The organism is Bosea sp. 685 (assembly GCF_031884435.1).
Lineage (GTDB): Bacteria > Pseudomonadota > Alphaproteobacteria > Rhizobiales > Beijerinckiaceae > Allobosea.
The window spans coordinates 4,228,181-4,243,824 of the sequence record NZ_CP134779.1; the positions used below are offsets into that span (position 1 = coordinate 4,228,181).

The 15,644-nt window shown below is 64.3% G+C and carries 13 protein-coding genes; 7 read left to right on the forward strand and 6 right to left on the reverse strand.

Features of this window, described 5'->3' with window-relative positions:
• Positions 1-142 precede the first annotated feature (142 nt).
• The 5 genes from RMR04_RS20960 to RMR04_RS20980 all read left to right on the forward strand — a co-directional run bounded on the left by RMR04_RS20960 (position 143) and on the right by RMR04_RS20980 (position 5,588).
• Positions 143-841, forward strand: a complete 699-nt coding sequence (locus RMR04_RS20960; protein WP_311910306.1) for a GntR family transcriptional regulator — start codon at positions 143-145, stop codon at positions 839-841.
• A gap of 226 nt (positions 842-1,067) precedes the next feature.
• Positions 1,068-2,249 carry an extracellular solute-binding protein gene (locus tag RMR04_RS20965; RefSeq protein WP_410492141.1) on the forward strand — a complete coding sequence of 394 codons (1,182 nt, stop codon included), beginning with the start codon at positions 1,068-1,070 and terminating at the stop codon, positions 2,247-2,249.
• 210 nt (positions 2,250-2,459) lie between these two features.
• Positions 2,460-3,665, forward strand: a complete 1,206-nt coding sequence (locus tag RMR04_RS20970) for a mandelate racemase/muconate lactonizing enzyme family protein (protein WP_311910307.1) — start codon at positions 2,460-2,462, stop codon at positions 3,663-3,665.
• 175 nt (positions 3,666-3,840) lie between these two features.
• Positions 3,841-4,665, forward strand: a complete 825-nt coding sequence (locus tag RMR04_RS20975; protein ID WP_311910308.1) for an NAD-dependent epimerase/dehydratase family protein — start codon at positions 3,841-3,843, stop codon at positions 4,663-4,665.
• Positions 4,666-4,673: 8 nt separating this feature from the next.
• Entirely contained in the window at positions 4,674-5,588 is a 915-nt protein-coding gene (locus RMR04_RS20980) for an aldose epimerase family protein (RefSeq protein ID WP_311910310.1), read from the forward strand.
• 270 nt (positions 5,589-5,858) lie between these two features.
• Here the strand turns inward: RMR04_RS20980 and RMR04_RS20985 are convergent, their stop codons facing one another.
• The 3 genes from RMR04_RS20985 to RMR04_RS20995 all read right to left on the reverse strand — a co-directional run bounded on the left by RMR04_RS20985 (position 5,859) and on the right by RMR04_RS20995 (position 9,478).
• Complete coding sequence (locus RMR04_RS20985; protein WP_311910311.1) at positions 5,859-6,764, reverse strand: S1C family serine protease; 906 nt, start codon at positions 6,762-6,764, stop codon at positions 5,859-5,861.
• A gap of 211 nt (positions 6,765-6,975) precedes the next feature.
• Positions 6,976-8,475, reverse strand: a complete 1,500-nt coding sequence (locus RMR04_RS20990) for an ABC transporter substrate-binding protein (RefSeq protein ID WP_311910312.1) — start codon at positions 8,473-8,475, stop codon at positions 6,976-6,978.
• 739 nt (positions 8,476-9,214) lie between these two features.
• Positions 9,215-9,478, reverse strand: a complete 264-nt coding sequence (locus RMR04_RS20995) for a hypothetical protein (protein ID WP_311910313.1) — start codon at positions 9,476-9,478, stop codon at positions 9,215-9,217.
• Positions 9,479-9,823: 345 nt separating this feature from the next.
• On the opposite strand from RMR04_RS20995, the gene RMR04_RS21000 reads away from it, so the two are divergent.
• A complete protein-coding gene (locus tag RMR04_RS21000; protein WP_311910314.1) occupies positions 9,824-10,636 on the forward strand; it encodes a class I SAM-dependent methyltransferase in 813 nt (270 codons plus the stop codon).
• Positions 10,637-10,720: 84 nt separating this feature from the next.
• On the opposite strand, the gene RMR04_RS21005 is transcribed toward RMR04_RS21000, so the two are convergent.
• A complete protein-coding gene (locus RMR04_RS21005) occupies positions 10,721-11,605 on the reverse strand; it encodes a LysR family transcriptional regulator (protein ID WP_311910315.1) in 885 nt (294 codons plus the stop codon).
• A gap of 99 nt (positions 11,606-11,704) precedes the next feature.
• Here RMR04_RS21005 and RMR04_RS21010 point away from each other — a divergent pair, with 99 nt between their 5' ends.
• On the forward strand, positions 11,705-12,856 hold the full coding sequence (locus RMR04_RS21010; RefSeq protein ID WP_311910316.1) for a serine hydrolase domain-containing protein: 1,152 nt from the start codon (positions 11,705-11,707) through the stop codon (positions 12,854-12,856).
• Positions 12,857-13,076: 220 nt separating this feature from the next.
• On the opposite strand, the gene RMR04_RS21015 is transcribed toward RMR04_RS21010, so the two are convergent.
• Positions 13,077-13,955, reverse strand: a complete 879-nt coding sequence (locus RMR04_RS21015; RefSeq protein ID WP_311910317.1) for a metallophosphoesterase family protein — start codon at positions 13,953-13,955, stop codon at positions 13,077-13,079.
• A gap of 70 nt (positions 13,956-14,025) precedes the next feature.
• A complete protein-coding gene (locus tag RMR04_RS21020; RefSeq protein ID WP_311910318.1) occupies positions 14,026-15,594 on the reverse strand; it encodes an ABC transporter substrate-binding protein in 1,569 nt (522 codons plus the stop codon).
• Positions 15,595-15,644 lie beyond the last annotated feature (50 nt).

Sequence of the window (15,644 nt, forward strand, 5' to 3'; positions counted from 1 at the left end):
GATGGCATAACGTGTCGTCACAGGCTGTGTCCAATGGTGCGGGCCTCATGACCTGCTCCAGCGCGGCTTGTCTTGGGCCGCTGTTGAAATATCAGATATCTCATATTAGAAACCACCCGGCGGGATGATCGCGGAGGCCAGCATGGATCACGGCGAGCGCGTCACCCCGGTCCAGCCGATCTTCCTCGTCAATCTGCGCGACCATGTTCACGAGAATCTGCGCAAGGCGATCATTGCCGGCCGGCTCGTCGACGAGGAGCGCTTGAACGAGCGCGATCTTGCACGCGATCTCGGCGTCAGCACCACGCCGCTGAAGGAGGCCTTGCGGCAGCTCGAGACTGAGGGCCTGGTGCGGACGGAGCCGAGGCGCGGCGTTTTCGTGACCTATGGCCCACAGCAGGCCGAGGAGATGTCGCTCGCCCGCGCCGCGCTTGAAAGCATGATCGCGCGCATGGCGGCCAGACGCGCCTCGCCTGCCGATATCGACCTCTTGCGGGCTCAGGTCGCCGATATGGAGACCGCGACGCGAAGGGGCGATGTCGAAAGGCTGATCGAGCTCAACGAGCTCTTCCACGGCCAGATCCATGAGGCCTCGGGCTGCGAGTATCTGCGGCGCCTCCAGAGCCGGCAGCAGATCTACGATCATACGACGCGCGTCGGCCTGCTCCAGGACGCCGATGAGCGCGGCCGCGCTTTCGCCGAGCACCGCGCCATTCTCGACGCGATCGCAATGGGAGACCCCGATTCCGCCGAACGGATCATGCGCGATCACATCGTCCGATCCGGGCAACGCCATATCGAGACGGTTTTCGGGCGTGCCCGGCCGGGAGACAGACAATGAGCCTGGGCCGCGTCGGAAGGACGCTTGCCGGAACCTCGGCCTCATCGGTGCCGGGTGATGGCGTCAGCCGTCGCGACGCGCGCAGCCGGCACGGGCGCAAATGCCATTCGCCACTGAGGGAAAGGCAGACTGCATAGCCATAAAAACGAGAAGCCCAACATGGGCCCCCGACGGACGAGCCAACGCCCGCGGACCAGTTTTCCAATGTTCCAGAAAGGGTGGAAACATGACGCATGATATTTCCAGACGGCATCTGATCGGCGGCGCGCTTGGCATGGCCGGGCTCGGCGGGCTCGCTGTGCATCCCGCTGCTGCCCAGGTGGCAAAGCCGAAATCCCCGCTGCTGCTGAACGTGGTCGACGCTGCCGGCAACCTTGCCCTCACGCAGCCGGCCTTCGACAATTACCGCAAGGCCAATCCGGATCTCGTCTCGCGCATCGCCTTCACCAAGGCTCCGGCGCCCGAGCTTCCGAGCAAGATCAAGGCCCAGCAGGGCGCAAACCGCGTCGACATCGATCTTGTGATCATCGGCCCCGATGCGCTCTCCGCCGGCCTCGCCGACGACATCTACTACGATCTCATCGGCGAGCAGGCGAAGAACCTGCCCGATCTCCAATCGATCTATCTCGACCCCGCCTGGCGCATGCAGGCCCTGGCCAAGGGGCGCGGCGTCGTCATCAGCTATTATCCGTCCGGTCCGCTGCTGGAATATGCGCCGGCGCGCGTCAAGACGCCGCCGACCACGGCCGAGGAACTGCTCGACTGGGCCAAGCAGAACCCCAAGAAGTTCATCTATGCGCGCCCCGCCAATTCCGGGCCCGGGCGGACCTTCCTGATGGGGCTGCCCTATCTGCTTGGAGACACCGACCCGAAGGATCCAGTCAAAGGCTGGGACAAGACCTGGGCCTATCTGAAGGAGTTGCACAAGCAGATCGAGTACTACCCGACCGGGACCGGAGCCGTGATGAAGGAGTTCGGCGACGGCACGCGCGACATGATGGTCACCACGACGGGATGGGACATCAATCCGCGTGCGCTCGGCATCGTGCCGAAGGACGCCAAGATCCAGACGCTGAAGGGGTTCCGCTGGGTAGTGGACGCGCATTATCTCAGCATCCCGAAGGGTCTCCCGGCGGAGCGCATTCCGATCCTGGTCGACCTGATCTCCCACATGCTGAAGAAAGATCAGCAGGCCTATGCCTATGACGAAGGCTATTTCTATCCCGGCCCGGCGGTGAAGGACGTGCCGCTCTCGATGGCGCCCAAGGCAAGCCAGGACACGCTCGCCGAATATGGCCGGCCGGAATACGACAAGCTGATCGCCGACAATCCCAAGGAACTGCCACTCGAGCCCGTACAGCTCGTCCAGGCTTTCCGGCGCTGGGATGAAGAAATCGGCTCCAAATAACGGCCGACTCTTGCATGACGGCAATCTCTAGCTTCGCCATGGAGCGTCCGCCGTCGCGGCGGGCGCCTCTCCGCCATCGCATCCCGCACGTGCCATCATGCCCGTCACTGCGCGTCGTCCTGAACGGCGCCTTGAGAGGCACGCGCCCCGACACCGTCGCAAGGTCTGCCTCCGGGCCGACATCACCCGCATTCTCACGGATACCGGCCCATGAAAATCACTGCGCTCGAAACCATTCAGCTGCCCTACCTCAAGAATATCCTCTGGCTGCAGATCCATACCGATGAGGGGCTGATCGGCCTCGGCGAGACCTTCCGCGGCGCGGATGCGGTTGCGCGCTATCTGCATAGCGACGTCGCGCCGCTCCTCATCGGCCGCGATCCGCTGGAAATCGACGCGATCTCGAAGCTGCTGATCGAGACCTATGTCGGGTTCCGCTCCTCGGGCGTCGAGATGCGCGCGGCCTCCGCCGTCGACATCGCGCTCTGGGATCTCTTCGGCAAGGCGACGAACCAGCCGATCCACCAGTTGCTCGGCGGTCTCTCGCGACAGCGCATCCGCACCTACAACACCTGCGCCGGGTACACCTACAACAAGAGCGGTGCGCGCCGTTACATCGGTGCCGGCGACCAGGGGGCGGAAGGCCCCTATGAGGACCAGATCGCGTTCCATCGCGATGCCGGCGCATTGGCGCAAAGCCTGCTGGAGGAAGGCATCACGGCGATGAAGATCTGGCCCTTCGACCCTTACGCGGTCGAAAGCGGCGGCAACTTCATCCACCGGGCCGATCTCGACAAGGCGCTCCTGCCCTTCCGCCAGATCCGCGACGCCGTCGGCGACAGGATGGAGGTGATGGTCGAGCTGCATTCGATGTGGGACCTGCCATCGGCGCTGGCGATCGCTCGCGGCCTGCAGGAATTCCGGCCGTTCTGGGCCGAGGATCCCATCAAGATGCAGGACCCGGACGCGCTCGCCATCTATGCGCAGCGTTCCGGCCTGCCGGTCTGCGCCAGCGAAACCGTCGCAACCCGATCGCAGTTTCTCGAATTGCTGCGCAAGGGAGCAGCCGACTACGTCATGCTCGATGTGTCATGGTGTGGCGGCTTGAGCGAGGCCAAGAAGATCGGCACGATGGCCGAAGCCTTCCAGCGCCCGGTCGCGCCCCATGACTGCACCGGCCCGGTCGTCTTCGCCGCCTCGATCCATCTCGCGATGAACCTCCCCAATGCGATCTTCCAGGAATCGGTCAGGGCCTATTACAGCTCCTGGTACCGTGACCTCGTCACGGTGATGCCGCGCATCGAGGACGGGCATGTCTACCCCTTCGCGGGCGCGGGGCTCGGCCTCGAACTCAGCCCCTACGTGCTCGAACATCCCGATGCAATCATCGAGAAGACAAGGCGGGCCGATCTGTGATCGCCTTCCGCACGCTCTCTGCGCTTGGTTGTCGCGTCGGCGAATGTCCGCTTTGGGACGAGCGGCGCGACATGCTCAGCATCGCCCCCCTGCCCGGCCCGGGCGATGGCGACCTGTTCGTCGCGGTGGCTCCTGTCGCCGGCGTGCCGATTGCGCGCATGAAAGGGCTTTGACGATGGGCTTGGCATCGACGCATCGCTCGGCTGAGGCCAGCCATGTGCTGCTGACGGGAGCGTCCGGCACCTTGGGACGCGTGCTCGCACCGGGCCTCAGTGCCGCCGGTCATCGCTTACGTCTCAGCGACCTCCTGCCCTTTCCCGATCCGACGCCTGGCGGAGCGCGCTTTGCGGCCGCCGACCTCACCGACAAGGCAGCTCTTGCTGCCGCTTGCCCGCACGACGTGACCGACATCGTGCATTTCGGCGGCATCAACACCGAAGCGGACCCCGAGGCGATCCTGAGGGTCAACATCTCGGGCACGCTGAATATCTTCGAACTGGCGCGCGAGCGCCGGGCGCGCGTGATCTTCGCCAGTTCAAACCATGCGATCGGCTTCTATCCGCGCACGCAGCAACCGCTGACGATTGCCGATCCTTGCCGGCCGGATGGGCATTATGGCGTCTCCAAGGTCTATGCCGAGGCGCTGGGCCGGCTCTACCATGACAAGCATGGCATCGAGAGCGTCCATCTGCGCATCGGCTCCTGCCTGCCCAAGCCGCAGGAAACGCGGAACCTCGCGACCTGGCTGTCCTATCCCGATCTCATCCGCCTCGTGCTTGCCGCGCTTGCCGCGCCGGACATCGGCTATGGCGTCATATGGGGAATTTCGGCCAATACGCGCCGCTGGTGGACGGGCGACGACGCGCACCGGATCGGTTTCGTGGCGCAGGACAATGCCGAGGATTTTGCCGATCAGGTCGCGCCGGAGGAAGGCGACACGGTCACCCGCAGCTTCCAGGGCGGTTCTCATTGCGGCATCGGCTATAGCCGGCGCGGCTGAGGGGCGACATGTCGCGGATCACGCTTTCGGCCCATGGCTATGAACTCGCCGTCAATCCGGATTACGGCGCCAACCTCACGGCTCTGAGCTGGCGGCATCCCGACGGCCGGCTGGTCGATATTCTGCGCGGCTGCGACGACACGGCGCTTATCCCGGGCGAACCGTCGCCCGTCGGCTGCTTTCCGATGGCGCCCTTCGCCAATCGCATCGATGGCGGCAGCTTCAGCCATGCCGGCCGCGACTACGCACTGCCGATCAACCGGCCTCAGGACAGATGTGCGATCCACGGGTTCTCGCGCTTCGCAGCCTTTGAAATCATCTTCCAGGGAGAAGGCACGATCAGCCTGTTGCATCGCTACCGCGGTGATGTTTTCGCCTATGATCTGGTGCAGGACATCATCATCGACGCCCGAGGGGTGGCGGTGCGGCTTGCCGTGACCAATCGCGGCGCGGCGATGCCTTTTGGGCTCGGCCTGCACCCCTATTTCCCGCTGGAAGCTGGCGCGAGGCTCCGCTTCTCTGCCGCTCAACGCTCGGAATCGGACGACCGATACCTGCCCTTACGGTTCGTGCCGGCGCAAACCGTGCCTGACCTCGGTGGGGGCTTCGCGCTCGCGGATGTTGCGGGCTTCGATGCCCACTACTCCGGTTGGGAGCCGCGGTTGGTCGCGCTGGAACGGCCCAGCGTGGGCCTCTCGATCAAGGTCAGCGGCGAGGAGGCGTTTTCAAACCTGCATCTTTATGTCGGGCCGGATCGCGATTTCGTCTGCATCGAGCCGGTCAGCCATATCCCCGACGCCCATAATCGCAGCGATCTCGCGCAGCATGGCAAACTCGCCGTGCTTGGACATGGCGAGGCCTTTGCCGGGACAATGCGGATCTCCGCGTCCGAGATGAGCAGTCTGAATGCCAACGGCTTTTGACACTGAGAGGAGTGTCGCGCCTTGCGGCAAAAAGCGCGGGGAACCCTTCTCCCGGATGGGAGAAGGGCAGGGATGAGGGCCTGCCGCTGATTGCTGGGGCGAGGCTGAGCCGCAGCGCCTTCTACTGAGAGGGCACACCCTCACCCCTGCCCCTCTCCCATCCGGGAGAGGGGTTCCCCGCGCCCCGTCGAAATGGTGATAACTGTCTCATCGGCTTTCAAGCGCGAGATTGGAGGGAGAGGACAGGGTGAGGAGGAGCCCTCCTGCGGGTCACTGAAGATGCGGCTTTCTCAGAAAGCTGCCACGGTCGGCGGATTTCACGCGAAGCCAGGTTTCGCGGCCATTACGGACAACCCTGATGGGAACCTCCGATCCTGCCGGCCCGCTCGCCCATAGCTTCCGGTAGAAATCGGCCAGACCATCGATCTCGCCATCGCGCACGTCCGAGATGATGTCGCCAGGGCGCATGCCGGCCTGGGCCGCCGGGCCTCCCTCAGCCACGCTCATCACCACGACATCGCCGTTACGCTCGGCCGAGAAGGCACCGAGCCAGGGGCGCGGCGGCTTGTCGGCGCCGCCCCGGGCAAGCAGATCGTTCAGGATCGGCGGAAGCAGATCGATCGGCACGATCATATTGACCTCAGAGATCTCCTCACCCCGGCCCATTTGCAGGTGCAGCGAGCCGATGCCCAGAAGCCTGCCGTCCGCTCCGATCAGCGCGGCGCCTCCCCATGCAGGATGCGCCGGGGCGGTAAAGATCGCCTCATCCAGCAGATACTCCCAGTAGCCGGCGAATTCCTGCTTGGCCACGATGCTGGCCTGCACCACTTGGCCGATTCCGTCAGCAAGGACGACGGGGTCGCCGATTTCGACCTGGGTTGCGGCGCCGAACTCCATGGCGGGCAGGTCGAGCCGATCAAGCGCCTGCACCAGGCCGAAGCCGGTTTCCTGGTCATAGGCAAGCGCATGCGCGGGAACCACGCGACCGGTCTGGGTCGTCAGCCAGACATCCTCAGCCTCGGTAATCAGGTAGCCTATGGTAAGCACCAGCCCGTTGTCCCGAATGACCACGCCACTGCCCTCCCTCCGGGTGCCCAAGGTGGCAGCCGTGAAGGCGTCTTCCGGGATCGAGGAGCGAACTCCCACGATCGATTGCAAGGCCGGGCCGAAATTCATCATGCCATCCTGAAAGGGCGCGGTGCCATGCGCAAGCGGGGCGCAGCAACGGAGGCTGGATACGCCTGTTGAAAGCTATGCAGCGGCCCGGCCAGCGCAAGGCCTTGCAAGGCGATTGAGCTCCTGCTCCCTTCAACTGTCCGGCGCGCCGGCTTGTGCCGACGGCACCGCTTCATAGGGGAGAAGCCCCTCCGCGCGCTTGAAACCTCGCTCAGTCCGCCCAGCGCATGCGGTTGAGGAACAGGCTTTCGTTCGGCGTCGGGGTGAACTGCAGCGGCTTGGCGGCGCCATAGCCCGCGACGGTCTGGTAGAGCGGTACGACCGGCAGCGTTGCAGCAACCGTCTCGTGAATCGTCCGGTAATCCGCGAGCCGTGCCGCCGGATCGAGCGTGGCGCGGGCGCGGTCGAGCAACCCGTCGACTTGGCTGTTCTCGGTGATCGTCCAGCCATTGCCGGAATGGAACAGCTGATAGAGCGCGCCGTCGGCATCCTGGCAGGCGCAGGAGGAACGGCTGATCGCCAATACAGGCGAGTCGACCGGGCCGCGCTGGGTGCGCTGCAGGAAGCTCGGCGTGTCCACCATCTCGATCGTCACGTCGAGCCCGACATCCCGCAATTGCTGCTGGATCGCCTGGACGACGCGCTGATCGAAGAACGGCGCGGTGGTGAGCGGAATCGAGACCCTGGCGGCGGCCCCGGCCTCGGCGACAAGCGCCTTGGCGCGCGCCGGATCGTAAGCGGGGCCGGTGATGCCCTCGGCCCAGCCGAAATGCGCCGGCGTCAGCATCTGGGCGATCGGCTTCTCCTGCCCGCTGAGAATGCCGTCGATGATGCCCTGCTTGTCGACGGCCCGCGCCACGGCTTCGCGAACCTTTGGATTGTCGAAGGGCGGCCGGTTCGGGTTGAGGCGCAGATAGGCGAGGCGCTCGGTCAGCGCCGTCAGCGGCTTGGCCCGCTGCGACTCAGAAAATTGGGCAAGCTGGTCGCTGTCGAGCCCCACGGCAAGGTCGGAGCTGCCGGCCTGGAGATTGGCGACGCGTGTCGCACCATCCGGCACCGCCCGGAAAAGCACGGTCGGAAACGGACCCTTCGTGCCCCAATAGCCGTCATTGCGCTTCACCGTGACGGCGACGCCGCGTTGCCAGCTCTCAAAACGATAGGGACCGCTGCCGACCGGCCTCAGATTGAAGGCGTCATTGCCGACCTGCTCGACGACCTTCCTGGGCACGATCGAGAGCTTCACGAGCTGGGCGAGCAGTGCGGGATAGGGACCGTCGGTGACGAGCTTGACCTCAGTCGCGGAGAGCGGAACCGCCGCGATGATCTTGTCGAATTGCCCGCGCTGGGGACTGGCAAAGGTCTTGTCGGTGATGCGCTTGATGCTGAAGGCGACATCCTCGGCGGTGAGTTTGGAACCGTCATGGAAGGTCACATCGCCACGCAGCGTGAACAGGATTTCCGTGTCGGACAGGTTGCGCCAGCCGGCCGCGATCTCAGGAACGATCTGCCCCGCATCGTCGCGCGTGACGAGATTGTCGAAGATGTTGCGGTAGACATAGTAGCTGTCGGGATTCCACTGAACCTGCGGATCGAGCGTCGAAGGCTCGGCTGCGAGGTCCACCACGAAGCGGTCAGCCCCCGCAAGCGCGGGTGTTGCTGCAGCAGTGAGTGCCAGGGCGGCTGCGACGAGCCATTTGCCAATCTGCGTCATCGCTCAGTCCTTTTTTGCAGTCGGAGCCGGCCGGATGCAAAGGCGGGCGGCCAGGGCGTGCCGCCATTGTGGTGCTGGACCCGAGTGATCACAATTCCATTGTGAGACGTCATCATGGGATGATGTCTCGGCCACGCCGTCTCTCCGAGATGGTTCATCTCCGTCCGGATGCCGTCATGATGCGGCCGTTGCAGTCTCGATCATGATCGATGCTGCCGCCATCGACCTTCTGCCGCTGACTTAACGCTGCAATCTCGCGCTTCAGGCCGCACGATACTGACGCCCTTGACGCTGACTTATGGCTGAGGCTCCCCCGTCATTCCGGGGCGATCCGAAGGATCGAGCCCGGAACCCAGAACCGATGCCGTGAGTAGAGAAGGCACGGGCAGCCGGCTCGCTTCACGAGGACGCGCATCGGTTCTGGGTTCCGGGCTCAGGCCTGCGGCCTGCCCCGGAATGACGGCGGAGGATAACGCCTTCGATCAGCGCAGAAGGCGGTTGGTATGAGCGCACGCCGCGCTCCATGCTGCGGGCCGCAACGAAAACGGCCCCGCATCACTGCGGAGCCGCCTTCCATCGGGAGCTAGCGGTAGCTCAACCTAGGATGTCGCAAGTCTGGCCAGAGCAGGCCAGCAGCGAGCGACATGACTGCCTTACGGCATTGAGATGGCCTGGGCCACTGTCAATTGCGGGGCAAATGGTTCGCCCTCATGCAACGAGGCGCACCGCAAAGCGACGATCAGTCGATCATCGCCACCAAGGTGCACGACGAGTAGCCGCTCAGAACCTTGTTCATCTTGGCGTCGGTGACGCCGCCGCCGCGCTTGATGCACATCAGGCGAGCAATCAAGGTATCCGACATGCCTGTCGACTGGCCGATCTTCGTGCCGCCTTTCAGGAAGCGAACCGACGTAAATTTTGCACCAGCTGGAATTCCTGCCTCGACGAGGACGGCTTTTGTCCATGTCGCGATGTCGGGCAGCGTGATCGTTATCTCGGCCATTGTGTCTCCGTTTCAGGACTGCCTATGACACAACGGGCTCGGAGCACCAACGAAATACGCCTTGCCGTCGGCTCTTCCGGCTCTGATTCTGCCCGGTGGCGTATGATGAGAGATACCCGTTTGGGAGTTTGAATCACTCAGCCGGACGCTATTGGCGAACGTCCGCGGCTGTTATGATGGATTTCGGCAGCCCGAGCTTAGGTCCGCTGCCGCAGAGCTAAAGCCGACATAAGCCCGCATGCTGTTGGGCGCCTTCCGGTCGAAAACCACCCGACGCAGATGATCATAGGCCGGTTTCGCATAGGCTGATCTTGCGAGGCTTCAAACGGATGGCGGGGGATAGCCATGCTGGAAACGGACAAGGTCTTCGCCGGCTCGCTTCCGGAAAACTACGACCGCTATATGGTGCCGCTGATTTTCGAGCCGTTCGCCGCAGACCTTGCACGACGAGCAGCGTCCTTGTCGCCAAGCGCCGTCCTGGAAATCGCCGCCGGAACCGGGGTTGTCACCCGCGCATTGGCGCCAAAATTGTCCCCCCGTGCGAGCTATATTGTCACCGACCTGAACCAGCCGATGCTCGACTACGCCGCCTCGCGGCAAGCTCCCGATGGGCGCATCACGTGGCGCCAGGCGGATGCTTTGGCGCTGCCCTTTGAAAATGCGGCCTTCGACCTCGTCTGTTGTCAGTTCGGCGCGATGTTCTTTCCCGACCGCATATCTGCCTACCGACAAGCCAGGCGCGTCCTGAAGCCCGGAGGACATTTCCTGTTCAACGTCTGGGACCGCATCGAAGAGAACGTCTTTGCCGATGATGTGACGCATGCTCTCGCAAGGCTTTTTCCAAAGGATCCGCCGCGCTTTCTGGCGCGCACGCCGCATGGCTACCACGACACAGCCCTGATCCGCGGCGAACTGGAGGAGGCAGGTTTCTCCGATGTGGCGATCGAGACGAGAGCCGAGCAGAGCCGTGCGCCCTCGCCGCGCCTCCCCGCTATTGCCTATTGCCAGGGAACGCCCCTTCGCAACGAAATCGAGGCGAGAGGCGTGAGGAAACTCGACGCCGCAACCGACTGCGCCACATCCGCAATCGCAGGCAGACATGGCAGCGGCGAGGTTGCCGCCAAAATTCAGGCCCACGTCATCCTGGCTGTATTCTAAAGCGTTGAACGTTCTCTGTTGAACCGGTCGGCGAGAGGGTTTCCGACGGCGTTGTACTTCCCCACCAGCCCGTGGATACCGGAACTAACCGCAAAACCACTCGATAAATGCCCGCAGTTTCGATGGCTGATTCCGCGTGGGATAATACAGCCGGAACTGGAGGGGATGCGGCTCGAACTGCGTCAGAATCTCGACCGGTTCGGCCGTCTCGATGGCGGAGCTTTCCGCCGTTCCGAAGAGCTGAGCGATACCGAGGCCCGCGCGAACGGCAAAGTCGAAATGCTGATTGTCGTCCAACACCAGCCGCGGTGGCGGATCGAGGCGAAATACCTGCCCCTCGACATTGAAGGTCAACGGCTCCAGTCGCTGGCTCCCCGGGAACCTGTAGCGGATAAGCTGGTGATGTCCGAGATCATTGGGATGCTGGGGAGTGCCCGCAGCCTCCAGATATGAGCGTGAGGCCAGGACGCGGCGACGGACAGGCGGACCGATGGCGCGGGCGACCATATCCATCTCCAGGGTATCGGCAAAACGGATGCCCGCGTCGAAACCGCCGGCGACGATATCGGTCAAGCGATCATCCGTTGCCAGCTCGACCGAAATGTCCGGATAGTGCCCAACGAAGGCAGTCAGTCGCGGCAAGATGCAGATCTGAGCCGCCAGCCGCGACAGGTTGATCCGCAAGTTGCCTGCCGGCCGTTTCCCAACAGTCCGAACCCGGTCGAGCGCGTCGGCGATGTCGCCAAAAGCCCGATCCGTATCTTGTAGCAGGAGGCGGCCCGCCTCGGTCAGCCGGACGCTGCGGCTGGTGCGCTCGAAAAGCCGGGCTCCGACAAGGGCTTCGATCTGTCGAATCTTCTGCGATACCGCAGACGGAGTCATGCCCAACCGACCAGAGGCAGCGGTGAAGCCGCCGGTGGTCGCGACCAACCGGAACGCAGGCAGCAGCGAAAAAAGGTCAGGCCCCATCGTTAAACCCTACTTCAAGGCCCTTGAAGCATGGCCCAACTCAACTTCACGATCAAGGTAACGCATCTAGGGAAGCATCCATCCGAACAGGAGCTCCCAATGACCGACGATTCAAAAAACTTGGGCCTATCGAACGCGATCAATGCTGCGATCGAGGGCGCCGTTGCCGATGGCCGCATCGCTGGTAGCGTCGTGCTCGTCGCCGAGCATGGCGAGGTCATCTACGAGCGGGCAGCCGGCTATGCTGACCGTGAGACCGGCAGGCGGATGCAGGTCGAAACGCCCTTCCGTTTCGCTTCTGTGACGAAGGCCTTCACGACGATGGCCATCCTGAAGCTGATCGAAGCCGGACGTTTGTCAGCCGACGACAGGGTGATGACCCGCCTTCCAGGGTTTACGCCTCGTCTCGCCGACGGCTCGATTGCCGACATCCGGATCGGCCATCTGATGGCGCATACGGCCGGGCTAGACTACCGGTCCCAGCAACCTGCGGATGGACCCTATGCCCGTGCCGGAGTGTCGGACGGCCTCGACGAGAGCCGTGGCTCGCTCGAAGCCAATCTCGCCCGCATCGCGAGCGTGCCGCTGAACCGCGTTCCCGGCGAAGGCTGGCGCTACTCCGTCGCGACCGACGTGCTAGGCGGCGTGATCGAGGCCGTCACCGGCATGAGCCTCGACGGCGCGATCAGCGCCCTGGTTTCCGAGCCGCTACAGCTGAGCGCAGCGTTTCATTGGCCGCAGGAGGATCTTGCCGTCCCCTATCACGATGGCAAACCGGCGCCGGTGCGGATGACCGTCGGCGTCGAGGTGCCACAGCCTTACAGCGAGGGACCCGGCGTCCGCTTCGATCCGGAGCGCATTCGGGACGCGACCGCCTGGCCCTCGGGCGGCGCCGGGATGGCCGGACGCGCCCGCGACGTGCTGACGCTGCTCGAGGCCTATCGCACGGGCGCTTTCCTGCGCGACGATCTGCGTGAGGCGGCGAGGATGCCGAGAGTTGGCGCGGAGGCTCAGGCGATGGGGCCGGGATGGGGGTTTTCCTGGATGGGCGCCGTCCTGATCGACCCCGCGACTACCGGCAGCCAATGGAACAATGGGTCGGTTTCCTGGGGCGGAACCTATGGCAATTGGTGGGGTATCGACTTCGCCAGGAAGCGAAGCGTCATCTCGATGACCAACACGGCCTATGAGGGAATGTCGGGCAGGTTTGCCCAGAGCATCGCTGCGGCCGCCTCGATGCCACTCTCGTAGACCCGCGTCGTCGGCGGCCAAGGCATGTGGTCGCCCCGATCCGACGCCGAATAGTCAAGACGCCGGAAGCGAGCGAGCGGCACCTTGGGGTCCGGCTCGCTGGCTGCCCCTGGGCGGATCGGGTGTAGCGCGCCTCGCTCAACGCGTGCGTCAAGAGGCGACCAGGCAGGTACCCAACCCGGCGCAATGGATGATCGAGGCCCCCTCGCCGATAGCCCAGCTACTCCGCCGCGAGCGCCAGCCGGCGCAAGCGCAGTTCGGGATGTTCGTGGAAGGGCTGCAGCGGCGTCATCCAGCGACGCAAGGTTTCCGCCGCCTCGATCCGCGCCGAGAACGGGTCCTTGCCATGGACGGTCCAGGTGATCGCGTCATCGAGCTCGAGCAGGCCCCAGGAGCCGGCCGGCTCCGGCAAGGTGGTGAAGCTCTCGGTCAGCGATTGCAGCGTCAGATGCGGGATGCCGTCGACCGTCGTCAGCGTGTTCCAATGGACATGGCCGGAGAGGCAGACGACCGGGACATTCGCCTGCCGCAGCACGGCGCGCGCTCGCTCCGCACCGGGATAGGTCGAGAATTCGGGATTGCGCTCGAAATAGTAGTTCCCGGTCTGGCCATGACCGGAGATCGGGACATGGCTCATGATCGCGAGCGGGCGGTCGGCGGCGTTCACGGTCGCCGCGAGCCAGAGCAGATCGGCCTCCTGCAGCACGAAGCCGCCGGGGCGGTGGATCTTCGAATCCGCGGCCCAGAGCACGAGGCGCCAGTCGCCGAGATCGATGATGCGATGGCCGAGCGGCTGGCCCAGGATCGCCTCGTTCTCGGCGACGCTGAGATGGTCACGGTCATGATTGCCGCAGAGGTGGAAGCGCGGCACGGCGATGGCCGAGAACGCCTCGGCGACCTCCTGCTCCAGTCGCAGGTCGGTCGCATGGTCGCGGTCCGAGATGCGGTCGCCGAGATCGATCACCGCGTCGGGCCTGGCCTCCGCGACGAAGCGGCGGAACTCCGCCATCAACGGCAGGGCGTGGGCGCCCATCTTGGTGAAGCTGTTCTCGCCGTGATGGATATCGGCGACGAAGGCGAGGCGAAGGGCTTTGGCCATGACACGGCTCACGATTGTGATGGGTTGAGAAGAGGAGGAGCCGGCGCAAGCCGGCCCCTCCCGGGGCGGCTCAGCGGGCGGCCAGCGTCACGCGGCCGGCGCGGAAATCGAGCACATAGGGGATGTGTCCGGGCAGCGGACGCCAGGCGAGCGAGCGCTTCATGCCGTAGGACTCGTAGGGCTGGTAGAGCGGCAGCACCGGCGGGTCGTTCTTGATCATCTGCATCAGCCCGGCATAGGCCTGCTTGCGCTCGGCGAGATCGGTCGAGTAGCGGAACTTCTCCCACAGCGCGCTATAGGCCTCATCGGCCTTGAAGCGGCCTTCCGAGGCGGAGTTGCCGGTCGGCGCCCACATGATGCCGAAGGAGCCGGCGGGATCGGGGAAATACATCGGGTTCGACCAGTTGCGCGCCATCATCGAGGGCTCGGAGCCGGTCCATTGCTCGGTGACGTTGAGCTGGGTCTTGACGCCGACAGCGCCCCACATCTCCTGGATCGCCTGCGCGGCGAGCAAGCCGTTGGTGTAATAGGCGGCCTGGGTGTCGAAGCGGATCGGGAAACCGTCATAGCCCGCCTCCTTCAGCAGGGCCTTGGCCTTGGCGGGATCATATTCAAAGGTGTCGAGCTCCGGCATATAGAGCGGCCCGAACTGCGCGAATGTATGGGAGGTCGGCACCTTCGCCTTGCCGAACCAGAGCGCCTCGTTCAGCGTCTTGCGGTCGATGGCATAGGACAGCGCCTGGCGCAGCTTCGGATTGGCCATCTTCGGGTTCTGGGTGTTGAAGATGACGACGTGGAAGAGCGGCGTCTGCATGCCCTCGACCTTGAGCTTGGCATCGGACGCGATCGGATCGAGCTGATCGGGCGGGATATTGGTGATCAGGTCGACCTCGGCGTTCTTCAGCGCGGTCAGGCGGCCCGAGAGCTCCGGAATGCGCTGGACCGTGACCTTCTGGAACGGCGCCTTCTCGCCCCAGAAGCCGTCGAAACGCTCATAGACCAGCTTCTGGTTGGGCACGAATTCGGTGATCTTGTAGGGGCCGGTGCCGACGGGCTTGAGGGCGAAGGCCTCGAAGTCGCTGGGCTCGGCGACATTGGGATCGCCCGTCAGTGCCATGACGTATTTCTTCGGCACGATCATGCCCTGCTGCACATTGAGCAGGGTCTCGAACAGCGGCTCGGGCTTGGTTGCGGTGATCCGCACCGTCTCGGCGTCAACAGCCTCGACCTTGGCCATGTTGGGCAGCGTGTCGCGCTTGCGCACGGTATAGGGCGGGAAGGTCGAATTGATGATGCGGTCGAAGGAGAAGACCACGTCCTCCACCGTCATCGGGTCGCCATTGTGGAAGGTCACGCCCTGGCGGATCTTCAGTTCGATCTCAGTCGGCGAAACCTGCTTCCAGCTCGTAGCGATGCCGGGCTGCCAGACGCTCTCGGCGCGGGTGGCGTCCTTGCCGATCAGCGGATCGAAGGCGTTGAAGTAAAACTGCGAGCCGACATTGGAGAAATCGCGGCCGGGATCGAGCCAGGGCGCCATGTTCTGCACGCCGACCTTAAGCTCCTGCGTGGCGGCAAGCCCGGTGAGCGCCGTGGTGGCGAGCGCCGTAGCGAGCGCGGTCTTGATCAAGGTCTTGAGCATGGTTTCAGCCCTTTCGAGACGAGCGGGAGAGGAACAGGCGTGGCAAGCAG

Coding starts and splice junctions, on each gene's coding strand:
- RMR04_RS20985 (WP_311910311.1), bottom strand. CDS start 6,764: ATGAATTTCGGCCCGGCCTTGCAATCGATCGTGGGAGTTCGCTCCTCG.
- RMR04_RS20970 (WP_311910307.1), top strand. CDS start 2,460: ATGAAAATCACTGCGCTCGAAACCATTCAGCTGCCCTACCTCAAGAAT.
- RMR04_RS20965 (WP_410492141.1), top strand. CDS start 1,068: ATGACGCATGATATTTCCAGACGGCATCTGATCGGCGGCGCGCTTGGC.
- RMR04_RS21010 (WP_311910316.1), top strand. CDS start 11,705: ATGACCGACGATTCAAAAAACTTGGGCCTATCGAACGCGATCAATGCT.
- RMR04_RS21000 (WP_311910314.1), top strand. CDS start 9,824: ATGCTGGAAACGGACAAGGTCTTCGCCGGCTCGCTTCCGGAAAACTAC.
- RMR04_RS20980 (WP_311910310.1), top strand. CDS start 4,674: ATGTCGCGGATCACGCTTTCGGCCCATGGCTATGAACTCGCCGTCAAT.
- RMR04_RS20960 (WP_311910306.1), top strand. CDS start 143: ATGGATCACGGCGAGCGCGTCACCCCGGTCCAGCCGATCTTCCTCGTC.
- RMR04_RS21005 (WP_311910315.1), bottom strand. CDS start 11,605: ATGGGGCCTGACCTTTTTTCGCTGCTGCCTGCGTTCCGGTTGGTCGCG.
- RMR04_RS20995 (WP_311910313.1), bottom strand. CDS start 9,478: ATGGCCGAGATAACGATCACGCTGCCCGACATCGCGACATGGACAAAA.
- RMR04_RS21015 (WP_311910317.1), bottom strand. CDS start 13,955: ATGGCCAAAGCCCTTCGCCTCGCCTTCGTCGCCGATATCCATCACGGC.
- RMR04_RS20990 (WP_311910312.1), bottom strand. CDS start 8,475: ATGACGCAGATTGGCAAATGGCTCGTCGCAGCCGCCCTGGCACTCACT.
- RMR04_RS21020 (WP_311910318.1), bottom strand. CDS start 15,594: ATGCTCAAGACCTTGATCAAGACCGCGCTCGCTACGGCGCTCGCCACC.
- RMR04_RS20975 (WP_311910308.1), top strand. CDS start 3,841: ATGGGCTTGGCATCGACGCATCGCTCGGCTGAGGCCAGCCATGTGCTG.